This is a genomic window from Maritalea myrionectae, from assembly GCF_003433515.1.
Taxonomy (GTDB): Bacteria; Pseudomonadota; Alphaproteobacteria; order Rhizobiales; family Devosiaceae; genus Maritalea; species Maritalea myrionectae.
Genome location: NZ_CP021330.1, coordinates 1,079,686 through 1,098,800 on the forward strand (window position 1 = coordinate 1,079,686; position 19,115 = coordinate 1,098,800).

Below are 19,115 nucleotides of genomic sequence, written 5' to 3' on the forward strand. Positions count from 1 at the left end.
CTTAGTTTGCTGCTTTTACGCGATCAAGTACAGCGCCTTCGAGAGTTTCGAGGTTCGCTGGCACGGTTGGGTACCACTTGATGTTGTCAACAGCTTCTGGCGGGAAGCTTTCCTGATAGCGTACCTTCAGGGCTTCATCCACGCCTTCATCGCCACCTTTAGAGGCTGTGAAGTTGCCTGCAGAATTTGTGATCATCGCAGCAATTTCAGGCTGCATCACAAAGTTGATCCACGCATAAGCCGCTTCGTCAGCACGACCACGCTTAGGCAGCACGAATGTGTCGATCCAGCCCAAAGCGCCAGCTTCAGGGGCCACAAAGGTGATGTCTGCATTGTCTTCGTTCAAAGACCAGCCGCCTGTATCCCAAGCCATGGCTGCAACCACTTCGCCAGAGCGCAAGAGGTTTTTGATCTCGTCGCCACCGCCCCAATATGTTTTCACATTTGGCTTACATTCGATCAGCTTGTCTTCAACTTTGGCCAAGATGTCTTTATAGGCTTCTTCGTCATTGTAAGCGGCGAAGGGGTCAAGACCCATTGAGAAGGCGAAGCCGATCAGTGTTGGACGCTTCAAGCGGTAGGATACTTTGCCAGCAACTGAATCATCGCAAAGATCAAGATAGTCTTTTACATCGCCTGCTTCGGCTTTGTTGACCACCAGGCCTGATGTGCCCCAAACGTGCGGCACGCCATAGATTTCATCATTATAGGTGGTGTTGCCCTTGGTGGCTTCCAGCATGGACGTGATAAACTGGCTCTCGTCGATTTTTGAAAGGTCAATTGGCTTGTAAATGTCGAATTCAGCCTGTGCACCGGCGATCCGGTCTTGGCTGGGCTGGGCCAAATCGAAGCCGCCGCCATTTGTGGCGCGCAACTTGGCGACCATTTCTTCGTTGTTGGATTTGGTTACTTCCACTGTGTGGCCAGTTTCCGCTTCAAACAGCTCAATAACATTTTCCGGTGCGTAGCCGCCCCAGGTCAACAAACGCAGCGTTTCAGCCTGCGCAGAAGTTGCGCCCATAACGCCTGCTGCGAGCAGTGCGATGCCTGATGTCAGAATCTTTTTCATGATTTCTCTCCACTTGAATTGAACGTCCAGCCAAAAGTTTGCCCAATGACATGCGCCCTTATTATTATCGCGCCACGGTTGTGCGATGCCGTGAGGTCTAATCAACAACCTTAGCACTTTTGTGACAGTTTGAAGATATTCATTCAGTTTGATGTGTCCTGTCAAGAAATTATCAGTTTTGTCACATTTGACTGAATGGAAAAAATGCAATTCCGGGCAGTCTTGCGCAAGTCTTGCTGTGCGAAGACGCCCGTATTTGCTTAGCCGATCACCAATTGCCGATAGATTTGCGGCAGGGCTTGGGTCAGTTTTTCTGGCTGTGGAATAATAGAAAAACGACCGGGGCCGAACATGCGGGAAAACCAGCTTTGGCCCTTGGCGTCGATGGTGATGCCATAAACAGCGTGCCCGAGACGGCGGGCTTCATTGATCGCTACTCGCGTATCTTCAATGCCATGGCGGCCTTCATAATGGTCAAGATCGTTGGGTTTGCCATCGGTGATCACGAGCAATAGTCGTTTGTTGCTGGATTGTTTGGCCAGCTCCACGGATGTGTGCCGGATGGCGGCCCCAAGTCGCGTATAAAAGCCGGGGTTGAGCGCACCAATTTTTTGTTCGACGCTCTCGCTCATCGTCTCGTTAAAATCTTTGCATTTTGTCAGATAGACGCGGTCGCGTTTGAGTGAGGAGAAGGCGTTGATGGCGAAATTGTCGCCACACGCGTTGAGACCCCATGCGAGGGCCGCAAGGGCCTCACGCTCGACTTCAATGACGGACCTGTCGCCGACCGCGCTTTCGGTAGACCGGGAGACGTCCAGCAAGATGGAGACGGCTAAGTCGCGCGCTTCGGGGCGGGATTGCCGCCAGATATTATCATTGCTTTCGCCGCAGGCTTTCAAGTCTGCCTGTGCCCGCACGGCGGCTTCCATATCCAAATCATCTCCATCGCGCTGGGCGGGGATGATGACGCGGCCGGGGCGCAGGGCTTCAAATTGACGTTTCACTGCATTTATCCGGCGGGCGGAGTTTGCGTCGGCGCGAAAAGAGGGGACTTCGTCTTTGATTTCACCCTTGCTTTCAAACACCTGACAATGGTCTGGCAGATAGGCGTTGGTGCGCACGTCCCATTCAGGATAGAGGGTTTTGCCCGCCAAACGCTCGCGGTCCACATCTTCGGGGGCGAGATCCAAGTGCAGTTTCAGACGGGTTGCTGGGGCTTTGGAGATCTGACCGAGGCCAATCTCGTCCTGATCGTCCGCTGCCTTTTTTGCGTCGTCATTGTCGTCGTCATCGACGCGGCGATTGAGGTTCATAAACTCTGCCCAGGAAAGGATCGCCTCGAATTTGTGTAGGATCAGGCTGTCCTTGCGCTCGGCCTGATCGGACTTGCGCCGCCTTGCCCGGAAAAGACCCTCTTTGTTAACCTCCTCGGCGCGTTCGGCATCCATGGTGGCCACATCAGATGGGGCGCTGAACAGCAGATCGCGATTTTCACACCACATGGGGACGGGCGCAAAGGGGCAATAGTTGGAGGGCGCCGCTATATCCTCGAAATTGCCTTTTTCGATACGGTCCAAATAGATCTCAGCCAGTGTGCCCAAGGGGGCAGGGTGGCCCAGCAAGTGTTGGATAATTTCTTCAATGGCTGCTTCTGATTTCGGCAATTTATGCGCGGGGCGCACATAAAGGCTCATGGCGGCCAATTCGCCGTGTAATGCCGCAAGACCTGGACATTCTTTCAGGACTTGATTGGTGACCTTTTGTGCCCGCGCCAGCGCCATCAAGTCAGCCGCCAATGGGTTGTCTTGTGGTTCGAATGGCGTGGAGAATGCGGCACTTGCGGTCAACCAAATATAAAGGGCGGCGTTGGCGTTTTGATCGGGAAAGAAGGCCAGCTTTTCGGGCAGGCGCAACACTTCGCCATCAAAAGACGCCCGCGCCACCGCCAAGCGTTCATGCCCCAGTTTTTGCCGAAAAGAGAGGCGCTGGTCGCTGGCTTCTGCGGCAACAGGACGGATATCGACACTATGATGCCCGCCTAAACCCCGGAAGAAGACCGCCAAGCGTTTTGAAAGCACGCCGAGTTCAATCGCGGCGTCTTCAAACTGCACGGGTGCAGTCGCTTGGGTGGCGAAATCATGCCAGATTTTGCCAATGGTTTCTTCTGGTTCCCAAGGTTCAATATGGCGGGGATCAAAGGTCTTATCCATCTTGCTATCCAATCACCGCGGCAACCAGATCATTAAGACCCAGTTTCACGTCTTCATCATCGGTCAGGGGTTCAATCATGGCAGATTGCACCGCACGTTCCACGGGCATGCCTTTTTCGATCATGGTGGCGGCATAAACGATCAGGCGGGTGGAAATACCTTCTTCCAAATCCTGCCCTTTCAAGGCCCGTAATTTGCCAGCCAGACGCACCAGAAGGGCGGCCCGGTCTTTGCCAATGCCACTTTCCTGCATGACGATTTGCACTTCCTCGTCAAAGGCGGGGAAGTTAAATTCCATCGCCAGAAAACGTTGGCGTGTGGACGGCTTTAGGGTTTTCAGAATGTTCTGATAGCCGGGGTTGTAAGACGCCACCAGCATAAAGCCGGGGGCTGCTTCCAACTCTTCGCCTGTGCGGTCGATGGGCAGAATGCGCCGATCGTCGGTGAGCGGGTGCAGCACCACGGTCACGTCTTTACGGGCTTCCACTACCTCGTCGAGGTAGCAAATGGCGCCTTCCCGCACGGCGCGGGTAAGGGGGCCGTCCACCCAGACGGTCTCGCCGCCTTTGAGCAAATAGCGCCCGATCAGATCGGCTGCAGATAGATCGTCGTGACAAGCGACGGTGTAGAGTTTTTTGCCGAGCTTAGCCGCCATGTGGGAGACAAAGCGTGTTTTACCGCACCCGGTTGGCCCTTTGAGCAACAGGGGTAGATTGTTGTCGTGTGCGGCTTCAAACAGATCACATTCGTCTGCTTGCGGCAGGTAGAACGGGGCTGATGCCCCGTCCTTTCTGATGTTTTTGTCAAAAGTACCATGCATGATGCTTACTCCGCTTTGTCGTTGGCACTGGCCACGACTTTGCCTGGTTTGATGACTTCTTTTTTCGGTACAAAGATCGCGTATAGGAACAGCAGCACGCCGAGTACAACGGCAACGCCAGCCCCGAAACGCATCCACATGAACAGGGCGATCTCATCTTGCACGCTCATATAATCTTCGCCACGCACCCGTTGCAGGTGGGTTTGCACGGTGCCAGCAAAGGTGAGCACGAAGGTCATGAACACCATGCCACCTGACATGAGCCAGAATGACGCCATATTGAGAACCTGATTGTAAGGATCACGGTTTTTCAAAATGGGCATTGCATAGGTCATGATAGCCAGGTTCAGGGCCACATAGGCACCGAAGAAGGCGAGGTGACCGTGCGCTGCAGTGATCTGTGTGCCGTGGGTATAGAAGTTAACTCCATGCAATGTGTGCAAGAAGCCCCACACGCCAGCGCCGAAGAAGGCGAGGGTGGCACAACCAAGTGACCACAAGAGTGCAGCCTTGTTGGGGTGATCACGACGGCCTTTCCACACCATGACAAAGGCAAACGCCATCATGCCAAAGAATGGGATCACTTCAAGTGAAGAGAAGACTGAGCCGATCCACTGCCAATAGCCGGGAGTACCGATCCAATAATAGTGGTGGCCTGTGCCCAAAATGCCAGAGAACAAGGCAGTCGCAACGATGACATAGAGCCATTTTTCCACGATCTCACGGTCTACACCAGTCAGTTTGAGCATGAGATAGGCAAGGATTGAAGCCATGATCAGCTCCCAAACGCCTTCCACCCAAAGGTGAACCACATACCACCAATATTGCTTATCAAGCGCCAGGTTTTCTGGGTTGACGAAAGCAAACAGGAACAAGAGTGCGAGACCCCACAAACCAACGATCAAGATGTTGGCGATGGCTGTTTTACGGCCTTTCAACACGGTCATGGAGATGTTGTACAAGAAGATGAGTGCGGCAGCGACGATGCCCAGTTTAACCCAGCCGGGTTGCTCCAGGAATTCGCGGCCATCTTTGCCCAACAGCCAGTTACCTTCAAAAATATTGAAGACATAAGTGATCACCACACCAACCGTGCCGAGGACCAGGATGGCGAGTTGGATATAGGCCAGCAGGGGCGAGTGGATCTCGCGCTCTGCTTCTTCCGGCACCAGAAAATAGGCGGCCCCGAAAAAGCCGGTAATCAACCACACGATCAGGCTGTTGGTGTGCAGCATACGGATAATGTTGAAGGGCAGAATGTCAGACAAGAAATTGGGGATGACATACACCAGACCTGCCAACAGACCGCCGGTGACCTGCACGGCGAAAAGGATCAGCGCGAAAGTGAAATACGCCAATGCGATTTTTTGAGTTTTATATTTCATTGTTCAGCCCTTTCTTAACCGGCATCATTGGGCGGCCAGCCCTGAGTGTCGATTGTGCCTGTCCAGAGCAAAAAGTCTGTCAGGTGCTTTAATTCTTCATCGGTCAAATTGAATTGCGGCATTTGGCGACGGCCTTCGATGCCAGTGGGTTGGGCTTCCATCCACCCTTTGAACACTTCAAAGGCGGTTTCATGGTCGTCTTGAACGCCCCAGCGCTGCATCACATTGCCCAACTCCGGTGCGAAATAAGCCCCTTCGCCCAAAATTGAGTGGCAGTTAATGCAGGCTTTGACTTCCCAAAGGCGTTTGCCCTTGGCGACGCTTTCAGTCAGCCCAGCGTGATCGGTTGAAACATTCTGAATGTACCAATGAGAGTGGGCAGAAAGACCCACAAAAATCAGGATGAAGAACAAGGACCCGCCATAAAATATATTGCGTGCCGCGTTCTTCGTGAGAACTTCCCGCATGCTTACCTCCTTTTAGAAACGTGCAGATGGAGGCAAATTAGCGATTCAGCTGATTGCTTCTTTGCGCGGGCGCAAAGAAGCAGGCATTTGCTACTGCTAAATTCAAGAAAAACGGAGATTTGGCATGGTGAGCACGCCCGAGAAATTTGATTGGCTTTTTGTAGTTCTGTACCCGTTTGTATGGGGTGCCGTGGCAATCAACCTGTTTATGCTCAGCCTTGGCTGGCAAGTTTTCGGCCTGTCGGTGTTGTCGCCCTATCAGGCCATGTTGTTTGCGCTACCGTTTGCTGTGCCTGCCAACTGGCTTTGCTTGCGGTGGGTGCGTGGCCTGATTGCTGAGGCCGAGAAATAGACCGCACATTTTTATTGGTAGAACGCGCATCGTGTTACCTACCTCGATCTGCTTGCCCCATTTATTTAACATGCGAAAGTAAATTCGTCGGCAATATTGCTATGCTTTGAATAGCAGTGGTGAAAGTCTTGGATTTTTATTCATCCTTAACTCGTCCCGTGGATAATGATTACAATTGTCCATCTAAAGGTTTTCATCATGTTTGCGAAATTTGGGATTAAAGCACGGATTATTGGTGGTTTTGGCACCATAATTGCGTTTCTGGTCGTTGTTAGCGTTGTGGCCTATTGGGGCCTACAAACGCTCTCGACTGTATCGGACCGCTATCAGCGGACGATCGAGCAGGCAGGTGAGGTCAGCGATTATGTCGCGGACTATCACCAGATGGTTCTCTCCATCCAAAAATATTCGTCTGCGCCCACGCCCGCTTTAGCGCAAGAGGCGCGTGTTTGGATTGATGATGTGGCCACAAATGATCCTGATGGTGTCGCAAAGTTCGACAATCTGCCCGTCGCCATGGCCGAAATTGAAGCCATTGAGGTTTCTGCTGCGAACCTGCGTGATGTTTTTGACACGATTATTCTTTTGGAAGAGCAGCGCGCTGAAACCTTGACGCAGCTGGGCGAGGCAACCAACAGCCTTTCTCAAACTTCCAAGGCTATGTCTGAAACGACCAACTTGGCCTTTATGCCGGCCCTTGCTGCTGCGGTGAGCCAAGCGGCCACCCAAGTCAGCCAGTTGCAAATGTTGGGTTACCGTTATTTGCAGACCGCGGACGAGGCCATTTTTGCTGAATTTGATGCACAAGCTGGAGCAACCGTTCAAACTTTCGATAAGCTGATTGCTTCTGATGGTGATGGACCATTGGGTGAAAAACTTGCCGCAGTATCCAACAGCGTTAAAACTTACCGCGAGTTGATGGCACAAAGCCGCGATCTGACGTTGACGATTGATGAGTTGGCCGCACAGGATATGCAGTCTTACGCTGATCAACTGGCGGCGAGTTATGCTGAGCTGACAACTGTTTTGCGCCAAAGCCAAGATGCGCTTGGTCCGGTTGCCAAAGCCACAGCGCAAAATGCTACAATCATTGTTTTGGCGGTTGGCATATTGGCCACCCTTTTAGGTGCAGTTTTGGCCTTTGCCACAGGCAATTGGTTGACCCGCACCATTTCCAACATGTCCGACAATATGGAGCGATTGGCCAAGGGCGAATTTGATGTGGATCTAAGTGATGCACCACAGTCAAATGAACTCGGTTTGATGGCGCGTGCGCTTGAAACTTTCCGGTCTAACGGGCTGGAAATGCGTCAGCTGGATGAAGAAAAAGAACAGACACAAGCCCGCGATCGTCGCGAGCAAGAAGTGCGCAACGCCTTGCAAAATGAAGTGCGCCGCGTTGTTTCTGCCGCGGTGTCAGGCGACTTTTCTCAGCGAATTGAAGGGCACTATGACCAAGAAGATCTGAGCCAATTGGCCGCTGCGGTCAACTCTTTGGTAGAAACGGTGGACCGTGGGTTGGATGAAACCGGTGAAGTGTTGGCGGCGCTAGCACAAACTGATCTCACCAAGCGGGTGAATGGCCAATATGAAGGGGCGTTCAACAAGCTGAAAATGGACACCAACCAAGTGGCTGATAGGCTTGCAGAAATCGTTGGCCGCTTGCGCCGGACCTCAGGTGGGGTGAAGCAGGCCACAGGCGAAATTCTTGCAGGTGCCAATGATTTGAGTGAACGTACGACAAAGCAAGCCGCCACGATTGAAGAAACGTCGGCCGCGATCGAGCAATTGGCCAACACAGTGTTGGAAAATGCGCGGCGCGCGGATGATGTGTCGGCCAAATCGCGGCAAGTGAGCGAAGAAGCCACGGCTGGTGGTGAGGTGATGGAACAAGCGAACGCTGCCATGGAGCAGATCAAAAGTTCATCTGCCAAGATTTCAAATATTATCGGCATGATTGACGATATCGCTTTCCAAACCAATTTGCTGGCCTTGAACGCTTCAGTTGAAGCTGCCCGAGCTGGCGAAGCGGGCAAAGGTTTTGCGGTTGTGGCGGTTGAAGTGCGGCGCTTGGCGCAATCTGCCGCGGAGGCTTCGAATGAGGTGAAAGCCCTGATCGAGCAAAGCGCGACAGAGGTTCAAGGCGGTTCTGATTTGGTGGAATCAGCTGCCGAACGCCTGCGTCATATGCTTGCTGCGGTGAAAGAAAACGATTCGCTGATCGAGGGGATTGCTCGCGACAGTAAGGAACAGGCCTCAGCGATTGAAGAGGTGAATGTTGCCGTACGTGAAATGGACACCATGACGCAACATAATGCCGCGTTGGTGGAAGAAACCAATGCCGCAATTGAGCAAACAGAAGCGCAAGCCAATGAGTTGGATGGAATCGTCGAACTGTTCAGAACGGAAGATGCGATGTCTTTCTCTGAGGAAGCGCTTGATGAAGGCTTTGCCGCATAGTGCTGGCATAGATGCCTAAATTGATTGAGCCGCGTCTGCCTGCAAGTGGACGCGGCTTTTTTGTGTTTTAGGACGTTTAGTTAAACGTCAAATGGCCCAATTTTTCAGGATTTCGCAGAATATAAAATTCGGCAATTTTTCCATCTGGTGACCATGAGAATGACCATACTTGCAAATCTCCGACCTCATCAACGACCAGCAGACCAGGCGTGCCATTGATGGTGGTGATTTTGATATCTTCAGGGCTGGGATGGCCATATTTGTTGGCCACCCCAAAGAAGAACCGCATAATTTTTTCGCGCCCATAGATCGGCAATAGGGTGGCAGATTTTAGTCCGCCGCCGTCGGTGACCAATACGGCATCTTCCGCGATGAATTGGACAAAATCGTCAATTTCGCCGGTTTTGAGTGCCGTCATAAACGAGTTCACCAGCGGTTCGATTGTGGGCGTCGGTAAGGTTTCTTCGCCTTCGCTGCGCACTTTTTGACGGGCGCGGGAGGCCAGTTTGCGGCACGACGCTTCGGAACGCTCAAGCGTTTTGGCGATTTCATCAAAAGGCAGATCAAAAACATCATGCAACAAAAAGGCGGCGCGTTCGGCTGCGGATAGTTTTTCCAACGTCAGCATCAGCGCATATGAGATGTCGTCGGCTTTCTCACTCATTTGATCTGGCGCATCTGCCGTTTCGGTCACCAAAGGCTCTGGTAGCCAAGAGCCGACATAGTTGGTCCGTTTGACCTTGGCAGACCTGAGATAGTCGAGCGACAGGCGGGTGATGATGGTGGTGAGAAAAGCCTGCGGGTTGTCGATGCTGGCCAAGTCCACATTGTTCCAACGCACAAAGCTGTCCTGCACCATGTCTTCTGCATCGGCCACCGAGCCAAGCATGCGATAGGCCAATGCAAACAAGCGCTTGCGTTCAGCTTCAAAAATCTCGGTTCTGTTTTGGTCCTGCATCGGGCCCTCCTGTTCTAAGAGGTAGACGGTTGGGCTTTAAAAAATGTGACCGAACTCGGTCACATTTCCAAGCGCTATTTCGTCTGGTCTTCAAAATACAGGAGATAAAGATGACGCGAACACTTCAATGGTTGCTTGTGGGCTGGTTTCTCATACTGGCGGTCTGGATGTTTTTCAGCCCGATGAGTTGGTATCAAATCACGCCCGGCGTGAAAGAAATGGGACCGTTTAACATGCACTTTGTGATGGATCTTGGGTTGGTGTTTTTCGCCAGCGCCGCGGCCATGGCCTACGGGCTATACAGGCACGATAAGACCGCAATTGTATGCGGGGCGTTCTGGCCGGTTTTACACGCCACTTTTCATATTTTCATTTGGTTTCAACGCGGTGTGCCGCTCGATCTGATTGCCTTTAGCAATCTGTTTGGCATTCAACTGCCCGCTTGGGCCGCGCTGTTTCTCGCTTTCAAACATCCAAATCGGAGAGTCCAATATGCTTAAATCGATTTTACACGGCAGCACCCGCAAATTCGAAGATCAATATGGCTATGATGGCGGCTATATGCACCAGATTATCAATGTGTCTAATGGGGCGGGGTTGCGGCTTGGGTTGTTGCCATTGCTCAGCCAATATCGCGGCCCAAAAAAAGCAAAAGATATTTGGGCGGGGGCGGCGCTGGCCTCCACAATGGATGGTGATTGCGGTTCCTGTGCGCAATTGATTGTCGATCAGGCGATTGAGTTGGGGGTGAACCCGATGGAGTTGGAAGCATGTGCCATGGGCAATGCCCGCACTGATACGGATTGCGGCCTTGGGTTTTTGTTTGCACAAAATGCCATTGTTGGCGGGCCGGACATTTTGGATTTACGGGCTGAGATCGTGCAGCGATATGGCGAAGAGGCGGCTGTTGCGGCTAGTTTTGCCGCCGCGTGTGGACGGGTTTACCCGGTGTTGAAACGGGCAACGGGCAATGTGGATGCCTGTTCGATTTTGCGTTTTGGACCCGCCGCCGAAAATGCCCCCGCTTGACAGAAACCAAGAACAGCGCTACCCCAAAAGAACTGCAGGGGGGTCCCGCCTAGGGGACTGAGAGGCTGACAGAATAGCAATATTCGGTGACGCGACCCTTTGAACCTGACCCAGTTGATACTGGCGTAGGAAGCGAAAATTTGCGGCACCGAACTAGGGTCGTGATATCTTTGTTGAGGGGGTTAGTCCCTTCGTTTCCAGCCATAATTCTTCTGGTGTCTTTTTGAGTTTAGAACTTAAGGAGCGCCAAAATGGATTTGCCTAATCCCAAAATTACCGAAGACCAACTGCCCGCATCTCACAAAATTTATGTCGAGAGCGAACGCTTTGATGATGTGCGTGTGCCCATGCGCGAAATTTCCGTGCACCCGACAGCGGGCGAGCCGCCCTTGCCGGTTTATGACAGCTCCGGGCCGTACACTGATCCGAATTTCACGGCGGATATTCAAACCGGGCTGCCGCAATTGCGGCGCAAATGGATTGAAGCGCGGGGCGATGTGGAGACCTATCAGGGCCGCGATATTCAACCGGCTGACAATGGCTTTGTGGAAGGAGATCGGCTAACGCCTGAATTTCCGGTGAAGCCGCAGCCGTTTCGGGCGATCGATGACAAAGCGGTGACCCAGCTTGCCTATGCGCGGCAGGGCATTGTGACGCCGGAAATGGAATTTATCGCCATTCGTGAAAATCAGTTGCGCGAAGCGATCAAAGAAGAACGCGATGGCGAGGATTGGGGCGCAAACATCCCCGATTATGTGACGGCTGAATTTGTGCGGGATGAAGTGGCCGCGGGCCGCGCCATCATCCCGGCCAATATCAACCACCCCGAATGTGAGCCAATGATTATTGGCCGCAATTTTCTGGTGAAAATCAACGCCAATATGGGCACCTCTGCGGTTACCTCGTCGATGGAGGAAGAGGTCGACAAGATGGTTTGGGCGATCCGCTGGGGTGCGGATACGGTGATGGACTTGTCCACGGGCCGCAATATTCACAATACGCGGGAATGGATTATCCGCAATTCGCCAGTGCCGATTGGCACGGTGCCGATTTATCAGGCGCTGGAAAAGGTGAATGGCATTGCCGAGGACCTGACCTGGGAAGTGTTCCGCGATACACTGATCGAGCAGGCCGAGCAGGGGGTGGATTATTTCACCATCCATGCGGGCGTGCGCTTGCATATGGTGCCGATGACAGTGAACCGGGTGACGGGCATCGTTTCACGCGGCGGATCGATCATGGCCAAATGGTGCCTGCACCATCACAAAGAGAGCTTCCTCTACGAGCATTTTGACGAAATTTGCGACATTTGCCGCGCTTATGATGTGAGCTTTTCATTGGGTGATGGCTTGCGGCCCGGTTCGATTGCTGACGCCAATGATGAAGCGCAATTTGCTGAGTTGGAAACGCTGGGCGAATTGACCAAAATTGCCTGGGCGAAAGATTGTCAGGTGATGATTGAGGGGCCGGGCCATGTGGCCATGCACAAGATCAAGGAAAATATGGACAAGCAATTGGAGTGTTGCCATGAGGCGCCGTTCTATACGCTTGGGCCGCTGACCACTGATATTGCGCCGGGCTATGATCATATCACCTCTGGCATCGGGGCGGCGATGATCGGCTGGTTTGGCTGTGCCATGCTTTGCTATGTGACGCCAAAAGAGCATTTGGGCCTGCCCAATCGGGATGATGTGAAAACCGGGGTGATCACCTATAAGATCGCGGCGCATGCGGCGGATTTGGCCAAGGGGTTGCCCGGGGCGCAGCGGCGCGATGATGCGCTGAGCCGGGCGCGGTTTGAGTTCCGGTGGGAAGATCAGTTCAACCTTTCATTGGACCCGGACACGGCGCGCGATTTCCACGATCAGACCTTGCCGAAAGAGGCGCACAAGGTGGCGCATTTCTGTTCCATGTGCGGGCCGAAATTCTGCTCCATGCGGATCAGCCATGATATTCGTGCCGAAGCTCAGAAAGAAGGCATGGAAGCCATGGCGGAAAAATTCCGCGAAGGTGGCGATCTTTATATGCCGATCAAGGAGCCGGGCGAATGATCACGATTGCCGGGGCCGGGGTTGCCGGCCTTTGTGTCGCGCTGGAATTGGCGCGGCGCGGGCATCAGGTGACCGTTTTTGAACAGGGCGAGAGCCTTGAACTCAATCAAAGCTCGCATTTGGCCGGGGGCATGTTGGCCCCCTGGTGCGAAAAGGTGAGTGCGCCGGAAGATGTGGTGCGGCTTGGTGCGGGCGCTGCCGATTGGTGGGCCAAGGTGACTGAGGTGCAGCGCACTGGCACGTTGGTGGTGGCGCCGCCGCGGGATCAAGCCGAATTGCGCCAGTTTGCCAGCCGCACCGAACAATATGAGCAGCTGGGGGACAATCGGATTGCGGATCTGGAGCCGGACCTTGCCGGACGGTTTTCCAAGGCGTTGTTTTTTAATCAGGAATGTCATTTAGACCCACGGCAAGCGCGGCAGGATTTGGTGCGCCAGATTGAAGAACTGGGCGGTGAGGTGCGGTTTGGCGAGCCTGCGCCTGAGCGCGTCGATATTGATTGTCGCGGTGGGGCTGTAGACTTGCCGGAGCTGCGCATGGTGCGCGGTGAAATGGTGATGCTGGAGTGTCCAGACGTTACGATCACCCGCACCGTGCGGCTGTTGCATCCGCGTATTCCGATCTATCTGGTGCCGCGTGGCAACGGCATTTACATGCTTGGGGCGACGATGGTGGAGAGCGATTCATGGCGGGCGATCAGCCTACGGTCCGCGCTGGAATTGTTGGGCGCGGCCTTTGCGCTGCATCCCGGTTTTGGGGAAGCGAGCGTGATTGAAACCGGCGTTGGTTTGCGTCCGGCCTTTCCCGACAATCTGCCGCGCATCATCAAGCGGGACGAGACATATCATCTGAATGGATTTTACCGACATGGCTATTTGCTCGCGCCCGCGATGGCGCAGCGATTGGCCGATCAGTTTGAGCAGGAGCAAATGAAATGCGCATCCTAGTCAATGGCGAAGCGACAGAGGTCAGTGCGGCCAATATCGCGGCAGCGCTGGATGAATTGTCCTATGAAGGCGAGGCGCTGGCCACGGCATTAAATGGTCAGTTTGTGGCCCGTGAGCAGCGGCAGGAGACCGTGTTGCAGGCGGGGGATCAGCTCGAAATTCTTGCCCCGATGCAGGGAGGCTGATCATGCAGCTTTATGGCGAAGAGATCGGCTCGCGCTTGCTGTTGGGCACAGCGCAATATCCGTCGCCGCAGATATTGGCGGAGGCGGTGAAGACGTCTGGCACAGAGATCATCACCGTGTCCTTGCGCCGCGAAGGTGCGGACGGGGCGGGTACTGGCTTTTGGCAGTTGATCAAAGAGCTTGGCGTCAAGATTTTGCCCAACACGGCGGGGTGCCACACAGCGAAGGAAGCCGTGACCACGGCGCAGATGGCGCGGGAAGTGTTTGGCACCAACTGGATCAAGCTGGAGGTGATCGGCCATAGCGATAATCTGCAACCGGATGTGTTCGGTTTGGTCGAGGCGGCGCGAATATTAAGCGACGAGGGCTTTCAGGTGTTTCCTTACACCACGGATGATCTGGTGGTGGGCGAGAAATTGCTGGAAGCAGGCTGCGAGGTTCTGATGCCTTGGGGTGCCCCTATCGGTTCCGGTCAGGGTTTGCGCAATCCGGATGCGTTACGCGCGATGCGGGCGCATTTTCCGAATGTGCCGCTGATTGTCGATGCGGGGATTGGCCGACCCTCTGACGCGTGCATGGCGATGGAGTTGGGCATGGATGCGGTATTGTTGAACACGGCCGTCGCAAAGGCGGGCGACCCGGCCGTGATGGGTGCGGCCATGGCGCAAGCGATTGAGGCTGGGCGTCAGGGCTATGCGGCGCAAATGATGGAACGGCGCGATATGGCTGTGCCCTCCACCCCCATTTTGGGCATGGCGGTGTTTGACTGATGGAAAAATTTTATTTGATTGTCGGCCACGTTGATTGGATTGCGCGTTTGGTGCCTTTGGGCGTGAAGCTGGTGCAATTGCGGATTAAAGATACGCCGATAGATGAGGTGCGGGCGCAAATCCGCCGTGCCAAGCAGATTTGTGATGCCCATGACTGCCAGTTGATTGTGAATGATTATTGGCAAATCGCGATGGAAGAACATTGCGACTTTGTGCATTTGGGGCAGGAGGATATGGACGCGGCGGATTTTGAGGCCATTCGTGCTGCAAATATCCGCTTTGGGCTTTCCACCCATGATGAAGGCGAGTTGGATCGGGCGTTGTCGTTCAATCCTGCCTATGTGGCATTAGGCCCTGTTTATCCGACCATATTGAAGAAAATGAAATGGGCGCCGCAGGGGCTGGAGCGGGTGACGCGCTGGAAGCAGATGGTGGGCGATGTGCCGCTGGTGGGCATTGGCGGGCTGAGTGTGGAACGGGCGCCGGGCGTGTTGGCGGCGGGCGCTGACAGTGTGGCCGTGGTCACCGATATTCAGTTTGCTGACGACCCGGAAGCGCGGACGCGGGAATGGATCAAGACATGTTCATGACGCGCTATCAACGGCAAATGCAATTGCCTGAAGTCGGGCGCGATGGCCAAGCGAAACTGGCGCGAGCTCATGTGCTTGTGGTGGGGGCGGGGGGACTCGGGTCGCCCGTGTTGCACTATCTGGCCGGTGCCGGGGTGGGCAGTTTGACGATTGTTGATCCGGATTGCGTTGAGGAAAGCAATCTGCATCGGCAGCCCCTGTTTGAAACCAAAGATATTGGCGCGTTTAAAGCGAAGCGGGCGCGAGATCAGCTTTTGGCGCGCAATCCTTATATTGTGGTGCAGTCCATCGCCGAGGCGTTGACGCCGGACAATGCGGAATCTTTGGTGGCGGACTCGGACATTGTGGTGGACGCGGCTGATAGTTTCGCCGTGTCTTATATCTTGTCGGATCAATGTTTGGCGCAGAAAAAGCCAATGATTTCTGCGTCTGTGCTCGGGCAGGCGGGATATGCGGGCGGCTTTTGTGGCGGTGCGCCGAGTTTGCGGGCCGTATTCCCGGACTTGCCAACGCAAGCAGCCAATTGCGCCACGGCCGGTGTGCTTGGTCCGGTGGTGGGCATGATCGGGGCGATGCAGGCCCAAATGGTATTGGCGGTGCTGCTGGGGCAAAGCCCGTCGCCCTTGGGGCAGGTGGTGCGCATGGATGCGCGGAACCTTAGCTTCTCGAGCTTCAGCTTTTTGGGGGCGGCAGAACCGTCAGCCGCTTGGCCGTTTCTGGGGCGCGAAGGGGTGCGGTGTGATGATCTGGTGTTCGACCTTCGGGGTGAAGGTGAAGCGCCAGAGATGATCGTGACGCAGGCGCAGCGGCGGCAGATTGATGGGCTGGCGGGGGCTAACTTTCATGACGGTCAGCGCTTGGTGTTGGCCTGCCAAACCGGGTTGCGCGCATGGCGCGGGGCCAAGCAATTGCAGGCGCAGGGGCACAAGAATTTGGCGCTGATGGCGGCCTGTGCATGTTGAAACCTCACAGCATATTGGTGATTGCCGGGACGGACAGCAGCGGCGGCGCTGGCTTGTCGCGGGATGTTGCTGTGGCCGCAGAATTTGGGTTTGCGGTGAAGCCTGTGGTGACCGCGGTGACCGCGCAAAGCAATGACGCTGTTCGGCGTGTCGAGCTTGTCGATGCTGACTTGGTGAAGGCGCAGATTGAAGCGGCGTTTGCGGATGATGCGCCAGCGGCTGTCAAAATTGGGATGTTGGGCGATGCAGCCGTGGTGCGGGCCGTTGCCGATGCCCTTCAAGGGCGAGAATTGCCGATTGTGCTTGATCCGGTTATTGCCTCAAGTTCCGGGGCGCGGCTCCTGTCGGATGACGGCATCGCGGCGCTGAAGGAAAGCCTGTTGCCGTGGGTTACACTGGTCACGCCCAATCTGCCTGAGGCTGAGATTTTGGGGGTTGAGCGGTTGCATAACTCATGCCGTGCCGCGTTGCTGAAAGGTGGGCATGGGGAGAGCGATGTGCTGAAGGATGTGCTGACGCAGGGGCAAAGCGAGGCCGTATTTGCCGCACAAAAGCAGGCCTTTACCCCGCGTGGCACGGGGTGCACCCTGTCGACCGCGATTGCCTGCGGCTTGGCGGACGGGCTGGCGCTGGAGGCGGCAGTGCGGCAGGCGCATCACTATGTGCAGAATTGGATCAGTGGGCTGCAAGCAAGCGATTGAGCAGGGTTACCCGCTCGGCATTGTCCTTCGCCACGCTGCCATCTGGATTGAGTTCATTGTTTTCAAAGCCAACGCGCATTTTGCCGCCCAATTGATGTGCGCGGATGAGGCAATCGGTTTCGCCCTGACCAAAGGCGCAGAGGGCCCAATCGGCGATCATTTCAATTTCAGCAAGGCGGTGCAGAAACGGAGTCAGCATCGACGGATCGCTCTGCTGATCGCTGGTATATCGACCCAATACGAAGAGCAATTGGATGTTTTCGCGACTGATATTGTGGTCAATGCAGATGTGGTAGAGCGCGGCAAGGTCGTTGGTGTCATAAAGGATATGTTGCACCGCGACACCGTTTTCCTGCGCCCATAGATAAAGCTCTGCGGCGGCTTTTTGGTCGCCGGTGGAGAGCAGTTCTTTGGTTGAAATTGAAACAGATTTTGGCTGAACTTGTTTCACCAGCTCGATTTGCGCGGGGGGCTGATAGAGGCCAACCGCTTCGGTGGTGATTTGAACCTGCATTTTCGGCACGGCGATTCGTAGTTCCGCGAGCAGTTCTTTATAGAGGCCTGCGTCCAGAATATGTTGTTGATCCGCATCGCGCAGATGGGCGTGCAGCCCATCCGCTCCGGCGTCGAAGCAGGCTTTTGCGGTCTGCACCGTTTCTTCAATGGTCACGGGCAGTGCCGGGTGATCGTGCTTGGTTTTGCGGGCCCCGTTGGGGGCCACCATCAGGCGCGGCAAAGAAATCATGCGGCAAAAACCTGATCAAATGTTTGGCCCAGCTTGTCGATCAGTTCGCCGATCTGATCATCGGTGATGATGAAGGATGGCGCCAACAGGATATGATCGCCGGAAATGCCATCTTTTGTGCCGTTACCGGGATAGATCATCAGTCCGTTTTCCATGGCTTTTTGCTTTAGATGCGCGTGGATTTTACGCGCTGGATCAAACGGTTCCTTGGTTTCTCTATCCTCGACAATTTCAACGCCGATAAAGAGGCCGCGCCCACGAATATCGCCAACATAGGGATGGTCACCGAAACGGTCTTGAAGTGCAGCCTTGAATTTTACACCCATTTGTTTGGATCGGTCGACCAGCCCGTCCTGGGTCAGACGGTGCAAAACTGCATTTGCCGCCGCGGCGGCCATGGGGTGGCCCAAATAGGTGTGGCCGTTTTTAAAATAGCCCGCGCCATCGCGGATGGTGTCGGCAATTTCACTTGTGCAGAGCATGGCCCCGATGGGTTGATAGCCAGCCCCCAAGCCTTTGGCGATGCCCATAATATCTGGGGCGACGCCATCTTGTTCACATGCGAATAGGGTGCCGGTGCGGCCCATGCCGCACATCACTTCGTCAAGGATGAGCAGGATGCCATATTGGTCGCAGATTTCGCGGATGCGTTTGAAATAGCCTTCAACGGCAGGCACAGCGCCCGCGGTTGCGCCAACCACCGGTTCGGCCACAAATGCCATGACACTTTCCGGGCCAAGCCGTAGGATTTCGGTTTCCAATTCGTTGGCGGCGCGCTTGCCATAATATTCGACGCTCTCATTTGGCGCGCGGTGACGATATTCATAGCACGGCGAAATATGGAAAGTTTCAAACAGCATGGGGGCGTAGGGCGCGCGCCGCCACTTGTTGCCGCCAGTTGCCAGGGCGCCCAGTGTATTGCCATGATAGCTTTGCTGTCGGGCGATTACCTTATGGCGGTGGGGCTCGCCCTTATCGATGAAATATTGCCGCGCCAATTTAAGCGCAGATTCCATCGCTTCGGAGCCGCCGGACACCAGATAGACTTTGTCGAGATCGCCCGGCGCATGTGCAATCAGGTTTTCTGCAAGTGTTTCGGCGGGCGCGGACGTGAAGAAGCCCGTGTGCGCGTATGCAAGCTTATCGAGCTGGTCGCGCATGGCCTGTTTGACAAATTCGTCTGAGTGCCCAAGGCAGGACACGGCTGCGCCACCGCACCCATCCAGATATCGTTTGCCATTCTGATCGATCAGATAGGCGCCATCGCCGGCAACGGCTTCTAAGGGTATTTGGGTAGATGTGCGGTGAAAAATTTTGCTCATTGGTCGATCTTTTGATGAATATTGGCTACTAATTTTGTAACTTAATATTTGAAACATATGTTTTGAGACTTGACAATCCATGAAACAAATGA

The 19,115-nt window shown here is 54.5% G+C and carries 19 protein-coding genes and 1 riboswitch; of the genes, 11 read left to right on the forward strand and 8 right to left on the reverse strand.

What is annotated here, in order from left to right:
* Position 1 precedes the first annotated feature (1 nt).
* The 5 genes from MXMO3_RS05230 to MXMO3_RS05250 form a co-directional block, all read right to left on the reverse strand.
* Entirely contained in the window at positions 2–1,069 is a 1,068-nt protein-coding gene (locus tag MXMO3_RS05230) for an extracellular solute-binding protein (RefSeq protein WP_117395186.1), read from the reverse strand.
* 260 nt (positions 1,070–1,329) lie between these two features.
* On the reverse strand, positions 1,330–3,279 hold the full coding sequence (locus MXMO3_RS05235; RefSeq protein ID WP_117395187.1) for a nitric oxide reductase activation protein NorD: 1,950 nt from the start codon (positions 3,277–3,279) through the stop codon (positions 1,330–1,332).
* Between the two features lie 4 nt (positions 3,280–3,283).
* Positions 3,284–4,099 (reverse strand): CbbQ/NirQ/NorQ/GpvN family protein, encoded by an 816-nt coding sequence (locus MXMO3_RS05240; protein ID WP_051213580.1) that lies wholly within the window; start codon positions 4,097–4,099, stop codon positions 3,284–3,286.
* A gap of 5 nt (positions 4,100–4,104) precedes the next feature.
* Positions 4,105–5,484 (reverse strand): cbb3-type cytochrome c oxidase subunit I, encoded by a 1,380-nt coding sequence (locus MXMO3_RS05245; RefSeq protein WP_027834750.1) that lies wholly within the window; start codon positions 5,482–5,484, stop codon positions 4,105–4,107.
* Positions 5,485–5,498: 14 nt separating this feature from the next.
* Positions 5,499–5,951 (reverse strand): c-type cytochrome, encoded by a 453-nt coding sequence (locus MXMO3_RS05250; RefSeq protein WP_027834749.1) that lies wholly within the window; start codon positions 5,949–5,951, stop codon positions 5,499–5,501.
* A 124-nt stretch (positions 5,952–6,075) separates the two neighbouring features.
* Between MXMO3_RS05250 and MXMO3_RS05255 the strand changes: the two genes are divergently transcribed.
* Positions 6,076–6,303 (forward strand): hypothetical protein, encoded by a 228-nt coding sequence (locus MXMO3_RS05255; protein WP_027834748.1) that lies wholly within the window; start codon positions 6,076–6,078, stop codon positions 6,301–6,303.
* 198 nt (positions 6,304–6,501) lie between these two features.
* On the forward strand, positions 6,502–8,763 hold the full coding sequence (locus MXMO3_RS05260; protein WP_051213579.1) for a methyl-accepting chemotaxis protein: 2,262 nt from the start codon (positions 6,502–6,504) through the stop codon (positions 8,761–8,763).
* Positions 8,764–8,839: 76 nt separating this feature from the next.
* Here the strand turns inward: MXMO3_RS05260 and MXMO3_RS05265 are convergent, their stop codons facing one another.
* Positions 8,840–9,721, reverse strand: a complete 882-nt coding sequence (locus tag MXMO3_RS05265; protein ID WP_117395188.1) for a sigma-70 family RNA polymerase sigma factor — start codon at positions 9,719–9,721, stop codon at positions 8,840–8,842.
* Between the two features lie 110 nt (positions 9,722–9,831).
* On the opposite strand from MXMO3_RS05265, the gene MXMO3_RS05270 reads away from it, so the two are divergent.
* The 9 genes from MXMO3_RS05270 to thiD all read left to right on the forward strand — a co-directional run bounded on the left by MXMO3_RS05270 (position 9,832) and on the right by thiD (position 16,956).
* Positions 9,832–10,221 (forward strand): hypothetical protein, encoded by a 390-nt coding sequence (locus MXMO3_RS05270; protein ID WP_162889138.1) that lies wholly within the window; start codon positions 9,832–9,834, stop codon positions 10,219–10,221.
* Positions 10,214–10,750 carry a hypothetical protein gene (locus MXMO3_RS05275; RefSeq protein WP_205468081.1) on the forward strand — a complete coding sequence of 179 codons (537 nt, stop codon included), beginning with the start codon at positions 10,214–10,216 and terminating at the stop codon, positions 10,748–10,750. The genes MXMO3_RS05270 and MXMO3_RS05275 overlap by 8 nt, the downstream gene beginning before the upstream one ends.
* Positions 10,751–10,776: 26 nt before the next feature.
* A riboswitch (TPP riboswitch) is annotated at positions 10,777–10,899 on the forward strand.
* A 102-nt stretch (positions 10,900–11,001) separates the two neighbouring features.
* Positions 11,002–12,801, forward strand: coding sequence for a phosphomethylpyrimidine synthase ThiC (gene thiC / locus MXMO3_RS05280; RefSeq protein ID WP_117395190.1), 1,800 nt, complete (start codon positions 11,002–11,004; stop codon positions 12,799–12,801).
* On the forward strand, positions 12,798–13,748 hold the full coding sequence (locus MXMO3_RS05285) for an FAD-dependent oxidoreductase (RefSeq protein WP_117395191.1): 951 nt from the start codon (positions 12,798–12,800) through the stop codon (positions 13,746–13,748). The genes thiC and MXMO3_RS05285 overlap by 4 nt, the downstream gene beginning before the upstream one ends.
* Positions 13,736–13,933 (forward strand): sulfur carrier protein ThiS, encoded by a 198-nt coding sequence (gene thiS, locus MXMO3_RS05290; RefSeq protein WP_117395192.1) that lies wholly within the window; start codon positions 13,736–13,738, stop codon positions 13,931–13,933. The genes MXMO3_RS05285 and thiS overlap by 13 nt, the downstream gene beginning before the upstream one ends.
* A 2-nt stretch (positions 13,934–13,935) precedes the next feature.
* On the forward strand, positions 13,936–14,703 hold the full coding sequence (locus tag MXMO3_RS05295; protein WP_117395193.1) for a thiazole synthase: 768 nt from the start codon (positions 13,936–13,938) through the stop codon (positions 14,701–14,703).
* Positions 14,703–15,293, forward strand: a complete 591-nt coding sequence (locus MXMO3_RS05300) for a thiamine phosphate synthase (RefSeq protein WP_117395194.1) — start codon at positions 14,703–14,705, stop codon at positions 15,291–15,293. The genes MXMO3_RS05295 and MXMO3_RS05300 overlap by 1 nt, the downstream gene beginning before the upstream one ends.
* Entirely contained in the window at positions 15,290–16,255 is a 966-nt protein-coding gene (locus MXMO3_RS05305; RefSeq protein ID WP_117396718.1) for a HesA/MoeB/ThiF family protein, read from the forward strand. Before MXMO3_RS05300 ends, MXMO3_RS05305 begins: the two co-directional genes overlap by 4 nt.
* Positions 16,249–16,956 (forward strand): bifunctional hydroxymethylpyrimidine kinase/phosphomethylpyrimidine kinase, encoded by a 708-nt coding sequence (thiD, locus tag MXMO3_RS05310; protein ID WP_117395195.1) that lies wholly within the window; start codon positions 16,249–16,251, stop codon positions 16,954–16,956. The genes MXMO3_RS05305 and thiD overlap by 7 nt, the downstream gene beginning before the upstream one ends.
* On the opposite strand, the gene MXMO3_RS05315 is transcribed toward thiD, so the two are convergent.
* Together MXMO3_RS05315 and MXMO3_RS05320 are read right to left on the reverse strand one after the other, a co-directional pair.
* Positions 16,931–17,701, reverse strand: coding sequence for a beta-keto acid cleavage family enzyme (locus MXMO3_RS05315; RefSeq protein ID WP_117395196.1), 771 nt, complete (start codon positions 17,699–17,701; stop codon positions 16,931–16,933). The genes thiD and MXMO3_RS05315 overlap by 26 nt on opposite strands.
* A complete protein-coding gene (locus tag MXMO3_RS05320; protein ID WP_117395197.1) occupies positions 17,698–19,023 on the reverse strand; it encodes an aspartate aminotransferase family protein in 1,326 nt (441 codons plus the stop codon). The genes MXMO3_RS05315 and MXMO3_RS05320 overlap by 4 nt, the downstream gene beginning before the upstream one ends.
* Positions 19,024–19,115 lie beyond the last annotated feature (92 nt).